Origin of the sequence: Woronichinia naegeliana WA131 (assembly GCA_025370055.1) — a bacterium.
In the GTDB taxonomy this organism is placed as follows: domain Bacteria; phylum Cyanobacteriota; class Cyanobacteriia; order Cyanobacteriales; family Microcystaceae; genus Woronichinia; species Woronichinia naegeliana.
The window spans coordinates 1,636,990-1,657,538 of the sequence record CP073041.1 but is presented as its reverse complement, the minus strand read 5'-3'; the positions used below and the strand labels follow the sequence as shown (position 1 = coordinate 1,657,538).

Annotated in this window: 16 protein-coding genes and 7 pseudogenes; 11 read left to right on the top strand and 12 right to left on the bottom strand. The window is 41.1% G+C overall.

The genetic code is table 11. The features are described from left to right. Window positions 1-63: 63 nt before the first annotated feature. Window positions 64-825: an IS5 family transposase gene (locus KA717_08590; protein ID UXE64599.1), complete on the top strand. Its 762-nt coding sequence runs from the start codon at window positions 64-66 to the stop codon at window positions 823-825. A gap of 69 nt (window positions 826-894) precedes the next feature. Here the strand turns inward: KA717_08590 and KA717_08585 are convergent, their stop codons facing one another. Continuing rightward, window positions 895-2,022, bottom strand: coding sequence for an ISAs1 family transposase (locus tag KA717_08585; protein UXE62755.1), 1,128 nt, complete (start codon window positions 2,020-2,022; stop codon window positions 895-897). 800 nt (window positions 2,023-2,822) lie between these two features. Between KA717_08585 and mnmG the strand changes: the two genes are divergently transcribed. Continuing rightward, on the top strand, window positions 2,823-4,727 hold the full coding sequence (gene mnmG / locus KA717_08580) for a tRNA uridine-5-carboxymethylaminomethyl(34) synthesis enzyme MnmG (GenBank protein UXE62754.1): 1,905 nt from the start codon (window positions 2,823-2,825) through the stop codon (window positions 4,725-4,727). On the opposite strand, the gene cobO is transcribed toward mnmG, so the two are convergent. Beyond that, complete coding sequence (cobO, locus tag KA717_08575; protein ID UXE62753.1) at window positions 4,724-5,335, bottom strand: cob(I)yrinic acid a,c-diamide adenosyltransferase; 612 nt, start codon at window positions 5,333-5,335, stop codon at window positions 4,724-4,726. The two genes, mnmG and cobO, sit on opposite strands and share 4 nt — an antisense overlap. A 183-nt stretch (window positions 5,336-5,518) precedes the next feature. Here cobO and KA717_08570 point away from each other — a divergent pair, with 183 nt between their 5' ends. Continuing rightward, window positions 5,519-5,944, top strand: a complete 426-nt coding sequence (locus tag KA717_08570) for a DUF6335 family protein (GenBank protein ID UXE62752.1) — start codon at window positions 5,519-5,521, stop codon at window positions 5,942-5,944. Between the two features lie 96 nt (window positions 5,945-6,040). Here the strand turns inward: KA717_08570 and gap are convergent, their stop codons facing one another. Then, window positions 6,041-7,060, bottom strand: a complete 1,020-nt coding sequence (gap, locus tag KA717_08565) for a type I glyceraldehyde-3-phosphate dehydrogenase (protein UXE62751.1) — start codon at window positions 7,058-7,060, stop codon at window positions 6,041-6,043. 221 nt (window positions 7,061-7,281) lie between these two features. Next, window positions 7,282-7,644, bottom strand: a pseudogene (locus tag KA717_08560) (transposase). Between the two features lie 159 nt (window positions 7,645-7,803). On the opposite strand from KA717_08560, the pseudogene KA717_08555 reads away from it, so the two are divergent. After that, window positions 7,804-9,141: pseudogene (locus KA717_08555) on the top strand (IS5 family transposase). A gap of 227 nt (window positions 9,142-9,368) precedes the next feature. Here the strand turns inward: KA717_08555 and KA717_08550 are convergent. Together KA717_08550 and KA717_08545 are read right to left on the bottom strand one after the other, a co-directional pair. After that, a pseudogene (locus tag KA717_08550) lies at window positions 9,369-9,665 on the bottom strand (ISKra4 family transposase). A 272-nt stretch (window positions 9,666-9,937) separates the two neighbouring features. After that, a pseudogene (locus KA717_08545) lies at window positions 9,938-11,275 on the bottom strand (IS5 family transposase). A 170-nt stretch (window positions 11,276-11,445) separates the two neighbouring features. Between KA717_08545 and KA717_08540 the strand changes: the two are divergent. Further along, window positions 11,446-11,592 (top strand): hypothetical protein, encoded by a 147-nt coding sequence (locus tag KA717_08540; GenBank protein UXE62750.1) that lies wholly within the window; start codon window positions 11,446-11,448, stop codon window positions 11,590-11,592. 32 nt (window positions 11,593-11,624) lie between these two features. Here KA717_08540 and KA717_08535 read toward each other — a convergent pair whose 3' ends face one another. The 4 genes from KA717_08535 to KA717_08520 are packed head-to-tail and all read right to left on the bottom strand — an operon-like array spanning window position 11,625 to window position 13,924. Beyond that, complete coding sequence (locus KA717_08535; GenBank protein UXE62749.1) at window positions 11,625-12,260, bottom strand: hypothetical protein; 636 nt, start codon at window positions 12,258-12,260, stop codon at window positions 11,625-11,627. 39 nt (window positions 12,261-12,299) lie between these two features. Then, window positions 12,300-13,178, bottom strand: a complete 879-nt coding sequence (locus KA717_08530) for an ISKra4 family transposase (protein UXE64598.1) — start codon at window positions 13,176-13,178, stop codon at window positions 12,300-12,302. Next, window positions 13,166-13,408: a hypothetical protein gene (locus tag KA717_08525; GenBank protein UXE62748.1), complete on the bottom strand. Its 243-nt coding sequence runs from the start codon at window positions 13,406-13,408 to the stop codon at window positions 13,166-13,168. Before KA717_08525 ends, KA717_08530 begins: the two co-directional genes overlap by 13 nt. A gap of 39 nt (window positions 13,409-13,447) precedes the next feature. After that, on the bottom strand, window positions 13,448-13,924 hold the full coding sequence (locus tag KA717_08520) for a hypothetical protein (GenBank protein ID UXE62747.1): 477 nt from the start codon (window positions 13,922-13,924) through the stop codon (window positions 13,448-13,450). A gap of 156 nt (window positions 13,925-14,080) precedes the next feature. Between KA717_08520 and KA717_08515 the strand changes: the two are divergent. Continuing rightward, window positions 14,081-14,401, top strand: a pseudogene (locus KA717_08515) (ISNCY family transposase). Here KA717_08515 and KA717_08510 read toward each other — a convergent pair. Continuing rightward, on the bottom strand, window positions 14,378-14,854 hold the full coding sequence (locus KA717_08510) for a transposase (protein ID UXE62746.1): 477 nt from the start codon (window positions 14,852-14,854) through the stop codon (window positions 14,378-14,380). The pseudogene KA717_08515 and the gene KA717_08510 overlap by 24 nt on opposite strands. 124 nt (window positions 14,855-14,978) lie before the next feature. On the opposite strand from KA717_08510, the gene KA717_08505 reads away from it, so the two are divergent. From KA717_08505 to KA717_08495, 3 genes and pseudogenes are all read left to right on the top strand, one after another. Beyond that, the gene (locus tag KA717_08505) at window positions 14,979-15,644 is read left to right on the top strand and encodes a hypothetical protein (GenBank protein ID UXE62745.1); all 666 of its coding nucleotides are present in this window, start codon (window positions 14,979-14,981) and stop codon (window positions 15,642-15,644) included. A gap of 184 nt (window positions 15,645-15,828) precedes the next feature. Then, window positions 15,829-17,174: pseudogene (locus tag KA717_08500) on the top strand (IS5 family transposase). Between the two features lie 227 nt (window positions 17,175-17,401). Continuing rightward, window positions 17,402-17,569 (top strand): annotated as a pseudogene (locus tag KA717_08495) (ISAzo13 family transposase). Window positions 17,570-17,580: 11 nt separating this feature from the next. Here KA717_08495 and KA717_08490 read toward each other — a convergent pair. After that, window positions 17,581-18,459, bottom strand: a complete 879-nt coding sequence (locus KA717_08490) for an ISKra4 family transposase (protein UXE64597.1) — start codon at window positions 18,457-18,459, stop codon at window positions 17,581-17,583. A gap of 540 nt (window positions 18,460-18,999) precedes the next feature. Between KA717_08490 and KA717_08485 the strand changes: the two genes are divergently transcribed. Beyond that, window positions 19,000-19,194, top strand: coding sequence for a transposase (locus tag KA717_08485; GenBank protein UXE62744.1), 195 nt, complete (start codon window positions 19,000-19,002; stop codon window positions 19,192-19,194). A gap of 17 nt (window positions 19,195-19,211) precedes the next feature. After that, window positions 19,212-20,387, top strand: a complete 1,176-nt coding sequence (locus tag KA717_08480; GenBank protein ID UXE62743.1) for an IS4 family transposase — start codon at window positions 19,212-19,214, stop codon at window positions 20,385-20,387. Window positions 20,388-20,549 lie beyond the last annotated feature (162 nt).

Genomic DNA, 20,549 nt, shown 5'->3' with positions numbered 1-20,549 from the left:
ATTAGTGGCAAATAATGCACAGAGTATTAAATGACAAAATATACATTGAAGAGAGGTGTGAATATGACAAGGCGTTATGCGTTACGGGATGACCAATGGGAAAGAATCAAAGAGCTATTGCCCGGAAAAGAGGGAGATGTGGGAGTAACGGCCAAAGATAATCGTTTGTTTGTCGAAGCCGTATTATATCGATATAGAGCGGGAATTCCTTGGAGAGACTTGCCCGAAGAGTTTGGAGATTTTCGAGGGATTCACACGCGGTTTACGCGATGGACGAAATCAGGGGTGTGGGAAAAGGTATTTAAGCATTTAGCAGAGGATGCCGATAATGAATACGCAATGATAGATGCAACGATTGTGAGAGCGCATCAACACAGTGCAGGAGCAAAAAACAGTAGTGCAGAGAAAGAAGATATAGGAAGGAGTAAAGGAGGATTAAGTACGAAAATCCATGCAGTAGTGGACGCATTGGGGAATCCGGTCTCTTTTTTTCTAACGCCGGGTCAAGCCTGTGATTTAGACGGAGCCGATGTTTTGTTGCCTAACGTGGAAGCAGAAGCGATGCTAGGGGACAAAGCCTATGACGCAGACGAGAGAGTCATTAAGGTTTTAGAAGAAAAAGGGATAGTGCCTGTGATACCCTCGAAAAGTAATCGAAAAGAACCTCGCCCTTATGATACATTTTTGTATAAAGCCCGCCATTTAGTCGAAAACTTCTTTGCGAAACTCAAACAATACCGTGCGCTTGCGACTCGTTACGACAAGCGCTCAGCCAATTTTCTAGGAGGCATCTATCTGGCAGCATCAGTTATATGGTTAGCGTAGCTCCACTTGAACAGCATAATTGTCCACTAATGTCAAGAGCCTTAATTGATGACACAGGGCAAACGCATCTTATCCGAGTAAAACCTTAAGGAGATAGTCCTCGTCCCAACCAGCGCGTAGCCGTTTATTCTTGATACCAAGTTTCAGAGTATTTTCCTTTGTGAGCAAGTTAAGAGCGATATGGCGTAAGACGGCTAAATTCTCAGGAGCAAAATCCTTACGAATGCGACAAGCATCCTCGTTGAAGGCCAAGTCTAGAACCCAATGTAAAGAGTTTTCTATCAACCAATGACTACGAACAGATTGGGATAATTTTTGAGCATTACTCGGCAGGCTACTGATATAGTAGCGGGTCTCATACTCTGTTTTGTCTTTCAATCGTCTCTCCGCTTTAATCATACAGATGCTCGTCAACTTTGCCCATTTCTCCCCACCCAGCAAAAATTCTGTTTGTTCCATCGTCCAGCAACGGCGAATTTCAATCCGTCCATGTCCCTTGTCTATTGTTTGATGAAAATCATGCTTAATTCCCGCAAAATTAACCGATTGAGCATGAGCAAATAATTGTTCAACATCCTCACATAGATTACCTTGATTGCCTTTCAATGCCAAAACATAATCTCCCCCTCGCCCTACTATCTGTTGGGCAATCTTTGTCTGAGTTCCCATGGCATCAATCGTTACGATACAACCTTTGACCTCTAGCATTTTCAGGAGTTTGGGTATCGCCGTGATTTCATTCGATTTGCTTTCCACCTTGCACTGTCCTAGTACTAGACGATTTGCTGTTGCCCATGCACTTACCATCTGAATTGCGCCCTTTCCGTTGGCATTATCATAGGAGTGGCGAAGGGTTTTGCCGTCAATCGCTATCACTTCCCCTTCACTTACCTCCGCTATACTTTTGACCCAATGCAGAAAACAGTCTTGAAATTGCTCTGGATTCAGACTAGCAAATACACGCGCAAACGTATCGTGGGAGGGGATGCCATTTGGCAATTCCAAAATTTTTTTTAGCCATTGATGTTTAGCCTTGCCGAAACTTTCCATGGCTACCCAACCTTCTGCTCCACAAATGACGGCTAAGATGGCAATCGTTAGAATATCAATGAGTTTATGCCGTTTTGTTCGTTCGATGCGAGGGTCATCTATTTCGGCAAAGTGTTCTACCAGTCTATATTTGGGTCGGAGTTTCATCGCTTTTGTTTTCTATGCACTTTCCCTTATTTTCCCTTATCCATCCCTCTATAATGTTCTTGTATCTGTATCATTTTTAGATGCGTTCGCCCTGATTGATGACACGCCCTAGGATGTTCTAAGAATGATTCACATTGCATTAGAAAAAGGCTGAAACCACCTAGTACCGCATCTTTTAGGCTGTAGGTTGTATTTGGACTAGGTTGACGAGGGTCTTTCATTTTCTCTATACTTGCTACCAAGTAAGCTATCAGACCGCCCATACTGATTATTCCTTGCATCTTTTCGTCCTCCTACTTTGTTGTCTTTTCCCATTATCCTTTTTTTCTACAACCCTTACCTCGCCTTAAATTTAGAATTGCTGGCCGCCTCAGGGCAAACGCATCTTATTTTTGAACGATAGGCTAGGTAAAGGTTTCAGCAACAGCAATTCTCAGTTTTAGACACAGCAAGCCTTTTAGGGATTTAAAGAACATTTCAAAGGGGGTTTTTGGGGCAATCCTGTATGTACTATTGCGCCTAAAAGCCTGAAGACTCGTAAAATGAACTTGTTAATCCCGTTGAATTTTACCCCGTATTACGCGAACTAAAACCTGAAACTCTTGCTACAGCGCAAATTTAGAATTGCTGTTTCAGCAATCATTATTGATTTTTTATGAAATGCTAAAAGGCTTGTCAAATAAAGAGTCTAGAATTTAATTTTGATGCGTTTGCCCTGCTGGCCGCCCCACCGTAAAATCTAGCCCGAAAGCAGACCTGCTAAAATAAACAATGCCTTCTATTCATTTCCCGTGAGAGCCATGACGCTCAGAATGCCCGTCGAATTCCAAGATAGTTTTGATGTTGTTGTAGTCGGTGCTGGCCATGCAGGTTGTGAAGCGGCTCTGGCTGCGGCACGGTTAGGCTGTCGGACTTTGATGTTAACCCTAAACTTGGATCGCATTGCCTGGCAACCCTGTAATCCGGCGGTTGGTGGCCCTGCCAAGTCTCAGTTAACTCATGAAGTGGATGCCCTGGGCGGTGAAATTGGCAAAATGGCCGATCGCACTTATTTACAAAAACGAGTTTTAAATATTTCTAGGGGGCCAGCCGTCTGGGCCTTACGGGCGCAAACTGATAAACGGGAATATGCTGCCATCATGAAAACCCTGGTAGAAAACCAGGAAAATTTGAGCCTACGGGAAGGCATGGTGACAGATTTAGTCCTGGGCGATAACGATGACGTGGTAGGCATACAAACTTACTTTGGCACTTGTTTTCAAGCAAAAGCGGTAATACTCACGACTGGAACCTTTTTAGGAGGCAAAATTTGGATTGGGGATAAATCGATGAGTGCGGGCCGGGCGGGAGAATTTGCGGCCATTGGACTGACGGAAACTTTAGCAGACTTGGGTTTTGAAACGGGACGCTTGAAAACAGGAACCCCAGCCAGGGTGGATCGGCGATCGGTTGACTATAGCCAACTCGAACCCCAACCGCCAGATCCCGAAGTGCGTTGGTTTAGCTTTGATCCCACTGCCTGGGTAGAGCGGGAGCAAATGAATTGCTATCTCACCCGTACCACTGCGGCTACTCACCAATTAATTCGGGATAATTTGCATTTGTCCCCCATCTATGGCGGTTTTATTGACTCTAAAGGGCCGCGCTATTGTCCTTCCATTGAGGATAAAATTGTGCGCTTTGCCGATAAGGAGAGTCACCAAATTTTTATTGAGCCAGAGGGACGGGACATTCCCGAACTTTATATTCAAGGTTTTTCTACTGGATTACCCGAAAATATTCAGTTAGCCATGTTGCATACTTTGCCGGGTCTAGAAAATTGTGTGATGTTACGGCCTGCCTATGCGGTGGAATACGATTATTTACCGGCCACCCAATGCTATCCCAGTCTGATGACGAAAAAATTGGCTGGACTTTTTTGTGCAGGCCAAATTAACGGGACAACGGGTTACGAAGAAGCAGCGGCCCAGGGCATTGTGGCAGGGATTAATGCAGCGCGATTTTGCCAAGATTTACCCCTACAAATTTTTTCCCGTGAGGAAAGTTATCTTGGAACCTTAATTGATGATCTTTGCACCAAAGATTTACGAGAACCCTATCGAATGTTGACCAGTCGTTCTGAATATCGGCTGATTTTACGTTCCGATAATGCCGATCAACGGTTAACGCCCCTGGGTCGCGAATTAGGCTTAATTGACGATCACCGTTGGCAATTATTTCAAGATAAACAAACCCAAATGATTGCGGAAAAAGAACGTCTTCATGAAACCCGCATTAAGGAACAGGATGCCATTGGTCTGGCGATCGCCGCCGATACGGAACAAAAAATTAAAGGATCGATTAACCTTGCCGATTTATTACGTCGTCCTGGTTTTCATTACAGCAATTTAGAACAGTATCAACTGGGCAATCCCGATTTGGATAAAGTGGTCAAAGAAGGGGTCGAAATTGAAATTAAATATTCCGGCTATATCAAACGGCAACAGCAACAAATTGAACAAGTGAGTCGCCATAGTCATCGTCGTTTACCCCAAAATATGAACTATATGGCGATCGCCACTCTATCAATGGAAGCCAGGGAAAAACTAACCAAGGTTCAACCTCTGACCGTCGGCCAAGCAACCCGTATTGGCGGCGTTAATCCTGCTGATATTAATGCCCTTTTAGTTTATCTAGAAACCCAATTTCGAGCCTCCTTTTCCTAATATTCAATACCGGCTTGGGCTTTAATATTTTGTTCTCGTAGGGGATGTTTAATTAATTTCATTTCCGTGACCAAATCCGCTTTTTCAATTAATTCCGGTGGGGCATTGCGGCCCGTTAAAATAACATGACAATCCTCCGGCTTTTGGGCTAATCCCGCTAGAATTACCTCAACGTCTAGATAACCTAAACCCAGAGCCACATTAATTTCATCCAGTAGGACTAACTTTACGGCTGGATCGGTAATATAACTGAGTCCCTTTTCCCAAGCCGCTAAGGCATTGGCCTTGTCCCGTTCTCGATCCTGAGTTTCCCAGGTAAAACCTTCTCCCATGGCCAAAAATTCAATTTGTTCAGACCAGGGACTAAAGGCTGCTTTTTCTGCCGGTTCCCAAGCTCCCTTAATAAACTGCACGATCGCCACCCGAAACCCATGACCCAGGGATCGGAGTACCATGCCCAAGGCGGCGGTGGTTTTACCCTTGCCGTTACCCGTATGAACAATAATCAAACCCTGATTAGCTGTCGCTTGAGCTAACCGTTGATCTTGAACTTCCTTACGGCGTTGCATCTTAACTTTGTACTGTTCATCGGAAAGGGAATCGGTCATGGTGAAATAAATTAAAGATTGAATTAAAGATCAAGAATTCTCCCGATTGTAAACTTTTCTGAGGGAAAGTTGTTAACTTTTGACACAATTGATTCAGACTGTCCTGAAATTGTTTACGATCAAAACAGATAAAAAAATATCTATCAATAAGGTCTTTGGCAAAAAGACTCGGAGGGAATAATTATGATTCAGCCCAATTTTATGGAGATGGATCATTGGCAATCTAGAGAATCAGAAGCAGAAACTTTGTTTGCTGATCTGACAGAAAGTGATCAATCTAATATTTTTTTCGATGGTTTAACAGATCGAGATACGGGTCTGGGCAGGGCGATCCAACAAATTCGTAAACCCCATCTTTCCAATACCAATCTAACTGGAGGAGAGCTTGATGATGATTGGTATGATGCCGAAGTGGGAGGAGAAGAAGCGGTTGGGGGGAGTAATCCCACTCCCGATCAAAATGTGACGGAAGATCTACTGATTTCGATGGGCATTCCCAGTGCCGATGGTCAACCGGTGCAAACCTTACCCGATTTTTTGGAACGCGATCTTGATCGCTGGGAACTGGAACCTGAATCAGCAGAGGATTATGGCGATCGAGAGGATTAAATTATTGATCCTCCCAACCCCTGATAAGGATAAATCCCTATCAACAATCTCATCCTGTACAAAGTGGCATTAAACAGGAAGAGAATGGGCAACCCGTTAACTTTCCTGGGCAGCCATCGCCAACATGAGATCTAACATCCGGCAGGAATAACCCCACTCATTGTCGTACCATGAAACCACTTTGAAAAAATTGGCATTGAGTCCCATCCCCGCCTTGGCATCGAAAATGCTGGAATGGGGATCGGTGATGAAATCGCTAGAAACCACATCATCCTCGGTATAACCCAGAATTCCCTGCATGGGGCCTTCGGAAGCGGCTTTCATCGCGGCACAAATGTCAGCGTAACTGGTGGCCTTTTCTGTTTTAAAGGTCAAATCTACCGCAGACACATCAGGGGTGGGAACCCGAAAAGCCATACCTGTTAATTTGCCTTTGAGTTCAGGAATTACCAACGTAACGGCTTTAGCCGCTCCTGTAGAAGACGGAATGATATTTTGGGTCGCACCTCGTCCACCACGCCAATCTTTTTTACTGGGGCCATCAACGGTGGGTTGGGTGGCAGTCATGGCATGAACAGTGGTCATTAACCCTTCTGCTAACCCAAAATTATCATTGATGACCTTGGCAATGGGAGCTAAACAATTGGTCGTGCAACTGGCATTAGAGACAATGACATCAGTGCTGGGGTTATAGAGATGGTGATTAACACCGACCACGTAGGTTGGAACTTTTTCGGGATCTTTCGTCGGTGCAGAAAGGACAACCCGTTTAGCTCCGGCGGCAATATGTTTAGAGGCTGAGTCAAAGGTGGTAAATAGACCAGTTGATTCCACCACATAGTCAACACCGAGATCTTTCCAAGGTAATTCTTCTGGATTTCTAAGGGAGACACAGGGGATTAATTTTCCCTCTACGGTAATGCCTTCACTGGTGGCGGCGATCGCCTTATCACAGCGTCCATGAGTAGAATCGTATTTCAGTAAATAGGCAATGTTATCAGAGGGAACCAGATCGTTAATGCCTACAAATTCGATATCGGGATTATTCAGACCTGCCCGAAAGACTAATCTGCCAATACGTCCAAATCCATTAATGGCAACTTTAATTTTGGCCATGCTTGTACTCCTTGGGAGATTAATAATATTCTCCTTTGCAGCATACAAGTAACTTTAGGGTTTATCCGATTCTTTAAAACTTTTTCCAGATTTTGCAAGGCTGAGAATGGCATTAGGGAAAAAATGGTAGCAATTGAGACGAAAAAACTTTCCGACCATCGTAATGTTTAGGGGGACTGTAACGACAAACAAGAATGTCATTACTGTAACCGTCCAATAGCCTACAAAAAAATCAAGGGTCTAGGATTTGAGACGGCGGGCTCCTGAACAAAAGGAATTAGAGAAGGAGGCTGCTCCCCTAGTCGAGCCGCTAGACATGATTGCGTCAGAAAATCTAAGACAGAACGCCCTTGTAATTTCAACGAATGATTGACTGTCAGCATTCTCGACACAAACTCACTCCCCGCTTGAGACTGAGAACCAAAGCTGAGGTTACGCCAAATTACGGCTGGTCGCAAAGCTCGTTGTGCTGAATTATTCGTCGGTTCCACCCCCTCTCTATAGACAAACGTCCAGAGAGCCGCCTCCACTTTCAGCAACTTTCGACAGGTACGGACTGTTTTCGCGAGGGGCGATTTTTCGCGCCAACCAATTTCGATAGCCGCCGCCGACATTAATTCGGGCTTGCTGAAAAAAGCTGAAACCTTTACGGAGAAAAATAGTAGGCGAATTAAGAACCGCTAGAATGCACGAAAATAGGGTAGAATGCCTCAAAACCATTGCATTAAGAAGAGAGAAAGCAGATGTACCGAAAGCAACAGTACTCAATTGAAACACCAGAAAACTTGAAAAATCTGTTCGGCGGGCAGTTAGACGAAGAAAATCGTTGGATAGAAATGTCAAAAATGATTCTTTGGGAAGAATATGAGGAAGAATATGCAAAAAACTTCACAGAAAAAAAAGGAGCCCCAGCCAAATCATTTAGAATGGCATTAGGAGCATTAATTATCAAAGAAATTTCAGGAAAAAGTGACAGAGAAACAGTAGAACAAATAAAAGAGAACCCTTATTTACAGTACTTTATAGGAATGGAAAGCTATAGTAGCAAAGAAGCATTTAATGCGTCAATGATGGTTCATTTTCGTAAAAAAATAGGAATGGAATTAATAAATAAAATTAATAAAGAAATAGAAAAAAAAGCGACGGGTGTAGCGTCAGAAAAAAAAGAAAATGAAGGAAAGTTATTGTTAGATGCGACTTGTACACCAGCAGATATAAAATATCCAACGGATATAGGAATATTGAATGATGCCAGAGAAAAAACAGAAAAAATAATAGATAAGCTGTATGAAGAAATAAAAGAGAAAAGGAAAGAAAAGCCGAGGACTTATAGGGAAGTGGCAAGAAAAGAGTACTTAGCCATAGCAAAAAAACGTCGTGTGTCAAAAAAAGAAAGAAGAAAAGGAACAAAAAAACAACTAGGATATATAAAAAGAAACTTGTCTGATATAGAAAAAATGATAGAAGAGGGAGCAAAGTTAGAAAAACTAACGAAAAAAGAGCAAGAAGAGCTTGTAACGATAGGAAAAGTGTATGAGCAACAGTTAGAAATGTATGAAAAAAAGACAAATAAAGTAGAAAACAGAATTGTGAGTGTAAGCCAACCTCACGTGCGTCCAATAGTGCGTGGAAAAGCGGGAAAAGCAGTAGAGTTTGGAGCTAAAATATCGGCAAGTAATGTGAATGGCTTTGTCTTCTTAGACAAATTAAGTTGGGATAATTACAACGAATCGGGAGATTTACAAGCGCGAATAGAAGAATATAAAAGGGAAACAGGATGTTATCCGGAATCGGTTCATGTGGATAAAATCTATCGAACAAAAGCGAATCGAGCTTATTGTAAAGAAAGGGATATAAGAATGAGTGGTCCCCGATTGGGAAGACCGCCGAAAGAGGTGAGCAAAGAAAAAAAGAAAGAGGCACGCTCAGATGAAAGAGTGCGTAATGCCATTGAGGGTAAATTCGGACAGGGAAAGAGGAAATTTAGTCTTGGTCGAGTGATGGCCAAACTACCTGAGACCTCGGAAACGGTAATTGCGATGAACTTTTTGGTAATGAATCTTTCTACTCTACTTCAGAAGACAAAAAGTAAAAAGTTGTAGAGTCGTTTTTCTTGTGAAAAATGGTGTTAATTTTCCTCTCTTTTGTGAGGAGTGATTTGTGTTGACCTTTTTAGACAGAAAGGAACAATAGATTAAACAAAATCTGTATTTTGATTTGTTTCCATAAGGATAAGTTATCTATGCTTTTTCAGTCCATACTTCCCTAACCCACATTTCTTTCGTTTTTTGACTTTTTCAGCAAGCCCTAAATAAGGACTCACTTGTTTATTTTTTTCTAACCCTAGCTTTTTCGCCTGTTTTTCTGTAATTTTTACTTTTCCGATAATACTGTCCACTGTTCTTTCTCTTCCTGCTTTTGTTCCTGTTGCTGTTTCACAAAAAAAACGGCCAATAGCTGGACTTACGACCGTCAACATTTGCTCTCGTACCGCTAGTTCTATACTTTCAAAGCTTTTCAAGTCTTCTTTTTGCGTATTTCTGACCATGATTTCTGCGATAGCTTTGAGATGGTCGTCTAATTTTTGCTTATCTTCAACGTTCATTTTTTGTACTCCAATTTTTATAACTTTTTAGATTATCCCCTTTTCCCTTCTTTGTAACTAAGCATTTATACTTACTGCAAATTTGGGATGCTCCCTGGACTGAAAAAGCATAGATAACTTATCCTTATGGAAACAAATCAAAATACAGATTTTGTTTAATCTATTGTTCCTTTCTGTCTAAAAAGGTCAACACAAATCACTCCTCACAAAAGAGAGGAAAATTAACACCATTTTTCACAAGAAAAACGACTCTACAACTTTTTACTTTTTGTCTTCTGAAGTAGAGTAGAAAGATTCATTACCAAAAAGTTCATCGCAATTACCGTTTCCGAGGTCTCAGGTAGTTTGGCCATCACTCGACCAAGACTAAATTTCCTCTTTCCCTGTCCGAATTTACCCTCAATGGCATTACGCACTCTTTCATCTGAGCGTGCCTCTTTCTTTTTTTCTTTGCTCACCTCTTTCGGCGGTCTTCCCAATCGGGGACCACTCATTCTTATATCCCTTTCTTTACAATAAGCTCGATTCGCTTTTGTTCGATAGATTTTATCCACATGAACCGATTCCGGATAACATCCTGTTTCCCTTTTATATTCTTCTATTCGCGCTTGTAAATCTCCCGATTCGTTGTAATTATCCCAACTTAATTTGTCTAAGAAGACAAAGCCATTCACATTACTTGCCGATATTTTAGCTCCAAACTCTACTGCTTTTCCCGCTTTTCCACGCACTATTGGACGCACGTGAGGTTGGCTTACACTCACAATTCTGTTTTCTACTTTATTTGTCTTTTTTTCATACATTTCTAACTGTTGCTCATACACTTTTCCTATCGTTACAAGCTCTTCTTGCTCTTTTTTCGTTAGTTTTTCTAACTTTGCTCCCTCTTCTATCATTTTTTCTATATCAGACAAGTTTCTTTTTATATATCCTAGTTGTTTTTTTGTTCCTTTTCTTCTTTCTTTTTTTGACACACGACGTTTTTTTGCTATGGCTAAGTACTCTTTTCTTGCCACTTCCCTATAAGTCCTCGGCTTTTCTTTCCTTTTCTCTTTTATTTCTTCATACAGCTTATCTATTATTTTTTCTGTTTTTTCTCTGGCATCATTCAATATTCCTATATCCGTTGGATATTTTATATCTGCTGGTGTACAAGTCGCATCTAACAATAACTTTCCTTCATTTTCTTTTTTTTCTGACGCTACACCCGTCGCTTTTTTTTCTATTTCTTTATTAATTTTATTTATTAATTCCATTCCTATTTTTTTACGAAAATGAACCATCATTGACGCATTAAATGCTTCTTTGCTACTATAGCTTTCCATTCCTATAAAGTACTGTAAATAAGGGTTCTCTTTTATTTGTTCTACTGTTTCTCTGTCACTTTTTCCTGAAATTTCTTTGATAATTAATGCTCCTAATGCCATTCTAAATGATTTGGCTGGGGCTCCTTTTTTTTCTGTGAAGTTTTTTGCATATTCTTCCTCATATTCTTCCCAAAGAATCATTTTTGACATTTCTATCCAACGATTTTCTTCGTCTAACTGCCCGCCGAACAGATTTTTCAAGTTTTCTGGTGTTTCAATTGAGTACTGTTGCTTTCGGTACATCTGCTTTCTCTCTTCTTAATGCAATGGTTTTGAGGCATTCTACCCTATTTTCGTGCATTCTAGCGGTTCTTAATTCGCCTACTATTTTTCTCCGTAAAGGTTTCAGCTTTTTTCAGCAAGCCCTCAGTATGACTGGTCTGATAGCGTACTTGGTAGCAAGTATAGAGAAAATGAAAGACCCTCGCCAACCCAGTCCAAATACAACCTACAGCCTAAAATATGCGGTACTAGGTGGTTTCAGCCTGTTTCTAATGCAATGTGAATCATTCCTAGAACATCAGAGACAACTGCATAGTCGCGGCACTGGTATCGTCTAGCTAGAAGCTACAAACGTTGCAATACGAGAGGTTCAAGAAATCAGGCGAATTTGGAGTAAGTCCTCCCAAGTTAACCCTTTTTCAATTATACCGAGAGCTACAGCAGGAACTTCTCTAGTAGTAAAATGGCTGCGAACAAAGTTATGAACCATCCAGAAAATATCTAGGACTCGCTGTAATCCCACAACAGATTTAGCATAAGTATTTGTACGACGACGAAAGGCGGCTAAATAGCGTCGGATAGCACTATTAAATGCCTCAACGTGGTTGGTATGGATGTCCTTTTCTTCTGGTTTTTTTGTTGTCTCTGGATGTTCTGGTTTCGGAGTTTCTACTTTCTTTAGTTTACCCTCAGAATCTTGACGTTTACTACTCTTATTTTTTAGTCTTACCACAAGACCCTTCGGTAATACTTTGGTGGGACGACCTCGCTTTCCAGTCCTTAATGCTTCGTGACAAATATTAAATAGCAGTTGACTATATCGCTTTTCTCCATCTGTAAATAACTGGAGAGATTCTGCACTCCTTTCAAATAATTCCGCTACCGTCATCATTGCTTCTAGAAATAATTTCTGCTCTTTTCGACCACATTTTAAATGCCAAATAAAGCGGCTAGCCCTTTCCATGAGCACGATTGTCCACCACTCAGAGGCACTTGCTGGGTGCATCCCACTTAAGATAATACATTGACACTCAAAAGAGGAGACTTAAGATAATACATTGACACTCAAAAGAGGAGAGTGATTGAGATAAGCACATCGTAGCCGAAGAATACGAGAAACATTATGAAGATGCCAACGTGCTCCCGACAATTTAACCCTAGCTCCCACCTGTTTAATCTTAGACTCCACATCACCAGAACCAATCACAATACCAAGCTGTTGATAGTATTGGTAATCAGGGATACGCTGATAATGCTTCGTCAAATAGGCTTGAAAATTCTTTGCCCTCTTGCTTTTGACTCCATCAAACGCATCTATTGCCTTGTTCACAAAACCCCGCCACAGTAAATGCTCCACTGCTTCTAGCCGTTTGAGAGAGCCACCCACTTTGAACAGATTCTCCTTGAGATGATACCAATCCAACACCTCTCGTCGTATCAGCCACGATTGAGTGGCGAAACTCTCTACCGCATTCCAGATTCCGGGATGACCATCTCCCAAAAAGGTCACTATTGGGGACAAAGGTTGAACATTGCTCCAATTCTTTAAGCCCTCTGGGTCTTGGAAAAAGGCTTCACAGACATTGCCATGAAGACTCACCAGTTTATAATCTCGCCACTGTCCCCCTTCCTTCTCCTCGCCCCGCAGACAAATCTTTCCCCCATCTATACTGACCCCCGCACTCTCTGACTGAGCTTGAGCTAAGGGCAGTTCTGTCCGTTCTACCAAGCGATGTAAACTGCTATGTCCTACTTTTATCCCCATCAACTCCTCTATATCTTCTTCTGCTTGTTGGTAGGATGTTTTCGCACTGGCTCTTAGACAGCATTTCTCTAAACCTGGACTTAAGACGATTTTTGGCGACACCTTTAGTTTTCTGGCTTGTTTTTGGCTTATTTCCACTTCTCCGACTAGGGTTTTGATTTTTCGCTTGTTTCCAGACCGTTTTTTTCCCCCTTCTGAAAAAAAAACTCCCCCATTGTTGGCCCCACAATTTCTAACATCTGGGTTCTGACTTCTACTTCGATGCTTCCAAAGTCCTTCTGTTTCTCTGGTTCCGTATATTTGCGCAGGATACGGGCTGATTCGGTGAGATGCTGTTTTAACAGTGCTTTTTCTTCTGGGGGAATCGGTAACATACTTTTTTCGCTCATCAGTTTTTTTCCATTTTACCCCAGATTCTATGTACTACTTTATCCGGGATGTACCCCACTTGCTTCTTTATTTTTTCCAACTTTTGTGTATAGTTCATCCCCTTCTATTACTAATTTAACAAATTCATTCACTAAGGCGTATAAAAATAATGTCTCTTGTAATCCTGATAATTTCTTTTCCCAATTCAATATTGTTGTTTTCGCGTAGCCGAATACTCGGGCTGCTGCATTTAATCCTATTCCTTCCATTCTGGCTTTTAATACTTTTACAATTTCACTTAATGGGGTTTCTAAGCCAGCGATTACGCTACCATAAGTCTCAGCAAAACAAGAACTACATTCTTGACAAATGAACATTTTACGTTCCCCGTTACCTTTCGTTTGATAATGAGAATGTATTTTTACTTTTTCACTATAGCAATGAGGGCAGTTTTTCTGAAATAAGGCTTCCTCTTTCTCTTGGGGTAAGCCAATATCACTTAGGAGGTCAATTGAGCTTTTATTCAATGTTGACATTGCTTTCTGTTTTCCCTTTCTTTAATATAATGACAATAATAATAGTATAACAAAAACGGGAATATGTCCAGTCGTAAGTTATTTTCTATTTTCTCAAACTCTTACACCATAACTTTTTCTAGCTTTGATCACACGATACCAGTACCCAGTGTCGCTCGCTCTCGTTGGAAAACCGAAAATGAGAACCATAATACTCTTAAGACTCAGGGCTACCATCTAGAACACAATTTTGGACATGGTGACCACCATCTTGCTACCTTTTTGCTCACCTTAAATTTACTGGCTTTCTTGTTTCACACCGTTTTACAGCTTTTAGATGAGTCCTACCAACGTATCCGACTACTTTTAGGGACTCGAAGATGCTTTTTTTCCCATTTACGCACTCTTACTATCTATTTTGTCTTTGATAGCTGGCAACACCTTCTTGATTTTATGCTTGAGCCATTTGACCCTCTACCCGCCACTAATTCCTCCTGATTTTTCAAATTTAGAATTGCTGCTGTAGCTGCCATAATGGTCACTGCCTAAGTAGCCCGTGAATGTCTCGCCGATTAACTGTTTGGCCACTTCTTGGCTACGACTCAAGGTGACTAGAAATAGGCTTATCCATGGGGGCACCAGCACCCACAGCCATGCTTTCTTCTCTGTTGGGTTGTTGTCATTCCGATTTTGCTGGCTAAATCCCCTCTCATCACAGTTCACCACCGGTTGTTGCTTGGCATATTCTTTCGCTTCTTCATTGGCGGCGGCTATGGCTTCACTTACTTCTTGCCTGATGTTGTTGATTGTCCCTCTCCCTATCTCTATGCCAAATACCTCTCTCAGCAGCCCTTGTATCTGACGATGGCTTTGTCTTGCTTCGACACTTAGCACTCCCACTAAGGCGGCTAATCTTGCCCCATAGCTTTTCTCGGTCACTCCTGCTGGCAATTTCCCTCGGCTTTTTGACCCGCAGTGTTCGCATTCTAGGCTATGTAGTCTGTATTCTGTTAGAGATAGCCATAAAATAAATGATCCGATAGCAAAAGACAGTTTTAACAAAAAGGTAAATTGTATGCTGAAAAAATCAGTAACGGAAATCAGTGAAGACCTAAAATCGCTGTACATCGAAACAGCCAAAAAACTAAAAGGTAGCGACAGGAGACAATTCATGGCACAGGTTGTACAAGGTTTGGGAATAGGGGGACAAACCTTCGCAGAACGCGAATTAGGGTGGAATAGACGAACAATCCGCAAAGGAACAGAAGAATTAACGAGTGGTCAAGCATTCATAGATGGTCGCAGCCGTAGTGGGCGCAAAAAAAAAGAAACAAAATTACCGAATATCTTAGAAGATATAAAGTCGATAGTGGAGCCGAAAAGTCAAACAGACCGAAGTTTTAAAAGTACGCGATTATATACGAGAATAACAAGTGAAGAGGTGCGTAGGCAACTGATTGTACAATCAGGTTATCAAGAGGAAGAACTACCATCATCGGAAACAATCAGAAGAAAATTGAATGATTTGGGGTATAGCTTAAGAAGAGTATTAAAAAGCAAACCGAAAAAAAAGATAGCAGAAACGGAAGCTATTTTTGAACAAATCGAAAAAATCAACAGGGAAGCAGATGAAGACCCAAAGACATTGCGTATATCGCTAGATGGCAAGGTAGGGGTCAAAGTGGGAGAATTTGACAGGAGTGGAAAAACGCGGGTAAAAACAGAGGCATTCTTACCATGACTTTGGAGCAGAAGTTACTCTAATTCCTTACGGAATTTTTCTACCTGAACAGAATGAATTAGGGCTTGCTGAAAAAAGCTGAAACCTTTACGGAGAAAAATAGTAGGCGAATTAAGAACCGCTAGAATGCACGAAAATAGGGTAGAATGCCTCAAAACCATTGCATTAAGAAGAGAGAAAGCAGATGTACCGAAAGCAACAGTACTCAATTGAAACACCAGAAAACTTGAAAAATCTGTTCGGCGGGCAGTTAGACGAAGAAAATCGTTGGATAGAAATGTCAAAAATGATTCCCTGGGAAGAATATGAGGAAGAATATGCAAAAAACTTCACAGAAAAAAAAGGAGCCCCAGCCAAATCATTTAGAATGGCATTAGGAGCATTAATTATCAAAGAAATTTCAGGAAAAAGTGACAGAGAAACAGTAGAACAAATAAAAGAGAACCCTTATTTACAGTACTTTATAGGAATGGAAAGCTATAGTAGCAAAGAAGCATTTAATGCGTTAATGATGGTTCATTTTCGTAAAAAAATAGGAATGGAATTAATAAATAAATAAATAAAATTAATAAAGAAATAGAAAAAAAAGCGACGGGTGTAGCGTCAGAAAAAAAAGAAAATGAAGGAAAGTTATTGTTAGATGCGACTTGTACACCAGCAGATATAAAATATCCAACGGATATAGGAATATTGAATGATGCCAGAGAAAAAACAGAAAAAATAATAGATAAGCTGTATGAAGAAATAAAAGAGAAAAGGAAAGAAAAGCCGAGGACTTATAGGGAAGTGGCAAGAAAAGAGTACTTAGCCATAGCAAAAAAACGTCGTGTGTCAAAAAAAGAAAGAAGAAAAGGAACAAAAAAACAACTAGGATATATAAAAAGAAACTTGTCTCATATAGAAAAAATGATAGAAGAGGGAGCAAAGTTAGAAAAACTAACGAAAAAAGAGCAAGAAGAGCTTGTAACGATAGGAAAAGTGTATGAGCAACAGTTAGAAATGTATGAAAAAAAGACAAATAAAGTAGAAAACAGAATTGTGAGTGTAAGCCAACCTCACGTGCGTCCAATAGTGCGTGGAAAAGCGGGAAAAGCAGTAGAGTTTGGAGCTAAAATATCGGCAAGTAATGTGAATGGCTTTGTCTTCTTAGACAAATTAAGTTGGGATAATTACAACGAATCGGGAGATTTACAAGCGCGAATAGAAGAATATAAAAGGGAAACAGGATGTTATCCGGAATCGGTTCATGTGGATAAAATCTATCGAACAAAAGCGAATCGAGCTTATTGTAAAGAAAGGGATATAAGAATGAGTGGTCCCCGATTGGGAAGACCGCCGAAAGAGGTGAGCAAAGAAAAAAAGAAAGAGGCACGCTCAGATGAAAGAGTGCGTAATGCCATTGAGGGTAAATTCGGACAGGGAAAGAGGAAATTTAGTCTTGGTCGAGTGATGGCCAAACTACCTGAGACCTCGGAAACGGTAATTGCGATGAACTTTTTGGTAATGAATCTTTCTACTCTACTTCAGAAGACAAAAAGTAAAAAGTTGTAGAGTCGTTTTTCTTGTGAAAAATGGTGTTAATTTTCCTCTCTTTTGTGAGGAGTGATTTGTGTTGACCTTTTTAGACAGAAAGGAACAATAGATTAAACAAAATCTGTATTTTGATTTGTTTCCATAAGGATAAGTTATCTATGCTTTTTCAGTCCATACTTCCCTAACCCACATTTCTTTCGTTTTTTGACTTTTTCAGCAAGCCCGAATTATCTTTATTTTTTGTGTCGTCCAAATTAACAGCAGATTGCATTGGTGACATATTAGAAAGTTGGTGGGAAAGTGTAAAGCATCGCTTTAGTCATATTGAGAAATTGGTGATAAATCAGGATAATGGACCTGAAAATCATTCGCGTCGTAGTCAATTCATGCGGGTGCATCCCACTTAAGATAATACATTGACACTCAAAAGAGGAGAGTGATTGAGATAAGCACATCGTAGCCGAAGAATACGAGAAACATTATGAAGATGCCAACGTGCTCCCGACAATTTAACCCTAGCTCCCACCTGTTTAATCTTAGACTCCACATCACCAGAACCAATCACAATACCAAGCTGTTGATAGTATTGGTAATCAGGGATACGCTGATAATGCTTCGTCAAATAGGCTTGAAAATTCTTTGCCCTCTTGCTTTTGACTCCATCAAACGCATCTATTGCCTTGTTCACAAAACCCCGCCACAGTAAATGCTCCACTGCTTCTAGCCGTTTGAGAGAGCCACCCACTTTGAACAGATTCTCCTTGAGATGATACCAATCCAACACCTCTCGTCGTATCAGCCACGATTGAGTGGCGAAACTCTCTACCGCATTCCAGATTGCGGGATGACCATCTCCCAAAAAGGTCACTATTGGGGACAAAGGTTGAACATTGCTCCAATTCTTTAAGCCCTCTGGGTCTTGGAAAAAGGCTTCACAGACATTGCCATGAAGACTCACCAGTTTATAATCTCGCCACTGTCCCCCTTCCTTCTCCTCGCCCCGCAGACAAATCTTTCCCCCATCTATACTGACCCCCGCACTCTCTGACTGAGCTTGAGCTAAGGGCAGTTCTGTCCGTTCTACCAAGCGATGTAAACTGCTATGTCCTACTTTTATCCCCATCAACTCCTCTATATCTTCTTCTGCTTGTTGGTAGGATGTTTTCGCACTGGCTCTTAGACAGCATTTCTCTAAACCTGGACTTAAGACGATTTTTGGCGACACCTTTAGTTTTCTGGCTTGTTTTTGGCTTATTTCCACTTCTCCGACTAGGGTTTTGATTTTTCGCTTGTTTCCAGACCGTTTTTTTCCCCCTTCTGAAAAAAAAACTCCCCCATTGTTGGCCCCACAATTTCTAACATCTGGGTTCTGACTTCTACTTCGATGCTTCCAAAGTCCTTCTGTTTCTCTGGTTCCGTATATTTGCGCAGGATACGGGCTGATTCGGTGAGATGCTGTTTTAACCCATATCCCGTACTAATTTTGAAAAAATAAAAATAGATTCAAAAATAGCAACAGAATAGTTAAAATAAAAAAGCTAACAAACCGAGGAGAAAATGACCCAATTAAACGTTAAAAATCTCGACCATTTAGGAATAATCGCGGCCGTAGTTGATGAACCTGACTTTTCCCGTTAAGTCCAAAATCCAGCAATGCAAACTTCTAGAGGCTTTATCTGGCAAGGGTTTGAGTAATGATTCTCTTGACAGGAAAAAAATATTCTGAAGCCATCATCCCGCTTATCGTTCAAATTTCAAAAACAAAGGATGAAGGGAGTATGAGACTGTAAAATGGAGAAAATCTTAAAGGGCAGGTCAAAAAATGTTGGAATGGTGGACAAAAAACTTTGCCAGTTGTGAATTGGGAGACGAGAGGCTAAACAATCGTGCCTTCTCGATTGGGAAAAAGTTAAGTGAGGGGTTTGGAAAAGCCTTATCAGAAGTGTTTAAGGGAGGAAACGAGTTAAAGAGGGCCTATGAATTTTTGGGAATCCGAAAACAGACTTTGTCAAGATAATAGAGCCGCACTGTGAAATGACAACTGCCGCCGTAGAAGAATATAAGATAATGCTATCAGTCGGAGATACGACCTTCTTAGATTATCGCAATATCAAGGAAAAAAGGGAAGGGTATGGGCCGACTGGAAAAGGAGGGAATGGATTAATACTGCATAGTGCTTTAGCAATTGAGCCAGAAAAAGGACAAGTATTAGGTTTATTATGGCAAAAACTGTGGAATAGGGAGGTAAAAGAAAAGCCCCCAACAGATGAAACGGCGAAGCAGAAAAAAGAAAGACAGAAAGAACAAAGAAAAGCAGCTCGTCAAAGACCATTTGAGGAAAAAGAATCCTACAAATGGGTAGAGGCTCTAAACACCTGTGAGAAACAGGTAGAAAGTTCAACGAGGGTAATTCATGTATTTGACAGAGAAGGAGATGTTTCAGAAGTCTTTGACTCAGTGCGTCAACTCAAGCATACAGGAGTGCTGGTCAGAGCGTCTCATAATCGTAGTTTAGACAAAAATAGTGAACGACTTTGGCAACATTTGGAATCAGAACCGATTCGTTTTCATCAAGAAATCGAGATTCCGAGTACAGGAAAAAGAAAAGCACGGAAGGTTAAGCTTGCCGTCCGATTTTGCTCAGTTAATCTACGAACTCCCTATCGTTTTGATAATCGTGACCCGTTGAATGTCTATGCTGTTTATGCGACAGAAATCGATTGTCCCGAAGGCGAAACTCCTTTATCTTGGATGCTTCTGACTACAGAAGTTGTTGAGACTATTGAGATGGCTGTCACTATTCTTCGTTGGTACACCTACCGATGGCGGGTTGAAGAATTTCATAAAGTCCTTAAGTCTGGTTGTCAGAGTGAGCGTTATCGACTTGCCTCTGATGGAATGAAAACTCTTTTGGGTTTTTTAAGTGTCATTGCTGTTGAACTTTTACACGTTACTTATCTTCATCGTACCCAGCCCGATGCTCTCGCGATTGAAATTCTTAATCCTCTTCAACTTCAGGTGTTAAAAGCAGCCGCCTCTCAAAAACTTCCCCCTATTTTGACTGTTGCTTGGGCTGTCGAGTCTGTTGCTTTTCTTGGTGGTTATCTTGAACATCGTCGTAAAACTCCTCTCGGTATCCAAGTCCTTTGGCGCGGTTGGTTGAAGTTGCATGACCTTTGCCAAGGCTGGCAGCTTGCAATCCGCACTTAACGGGAAAAGTTAGGTTGATGAACTAGGTCTAGTGGATTATATCAATGAACAGTTACAAGAAAATGACCGTGCGAAAATCAGTGCGGGTCTGGTGGTTAAAGCCATGATTCTCAATGGCTTAGGATTTATTAATTCTCCCTTGTATTTATTCAGGGAGCATCT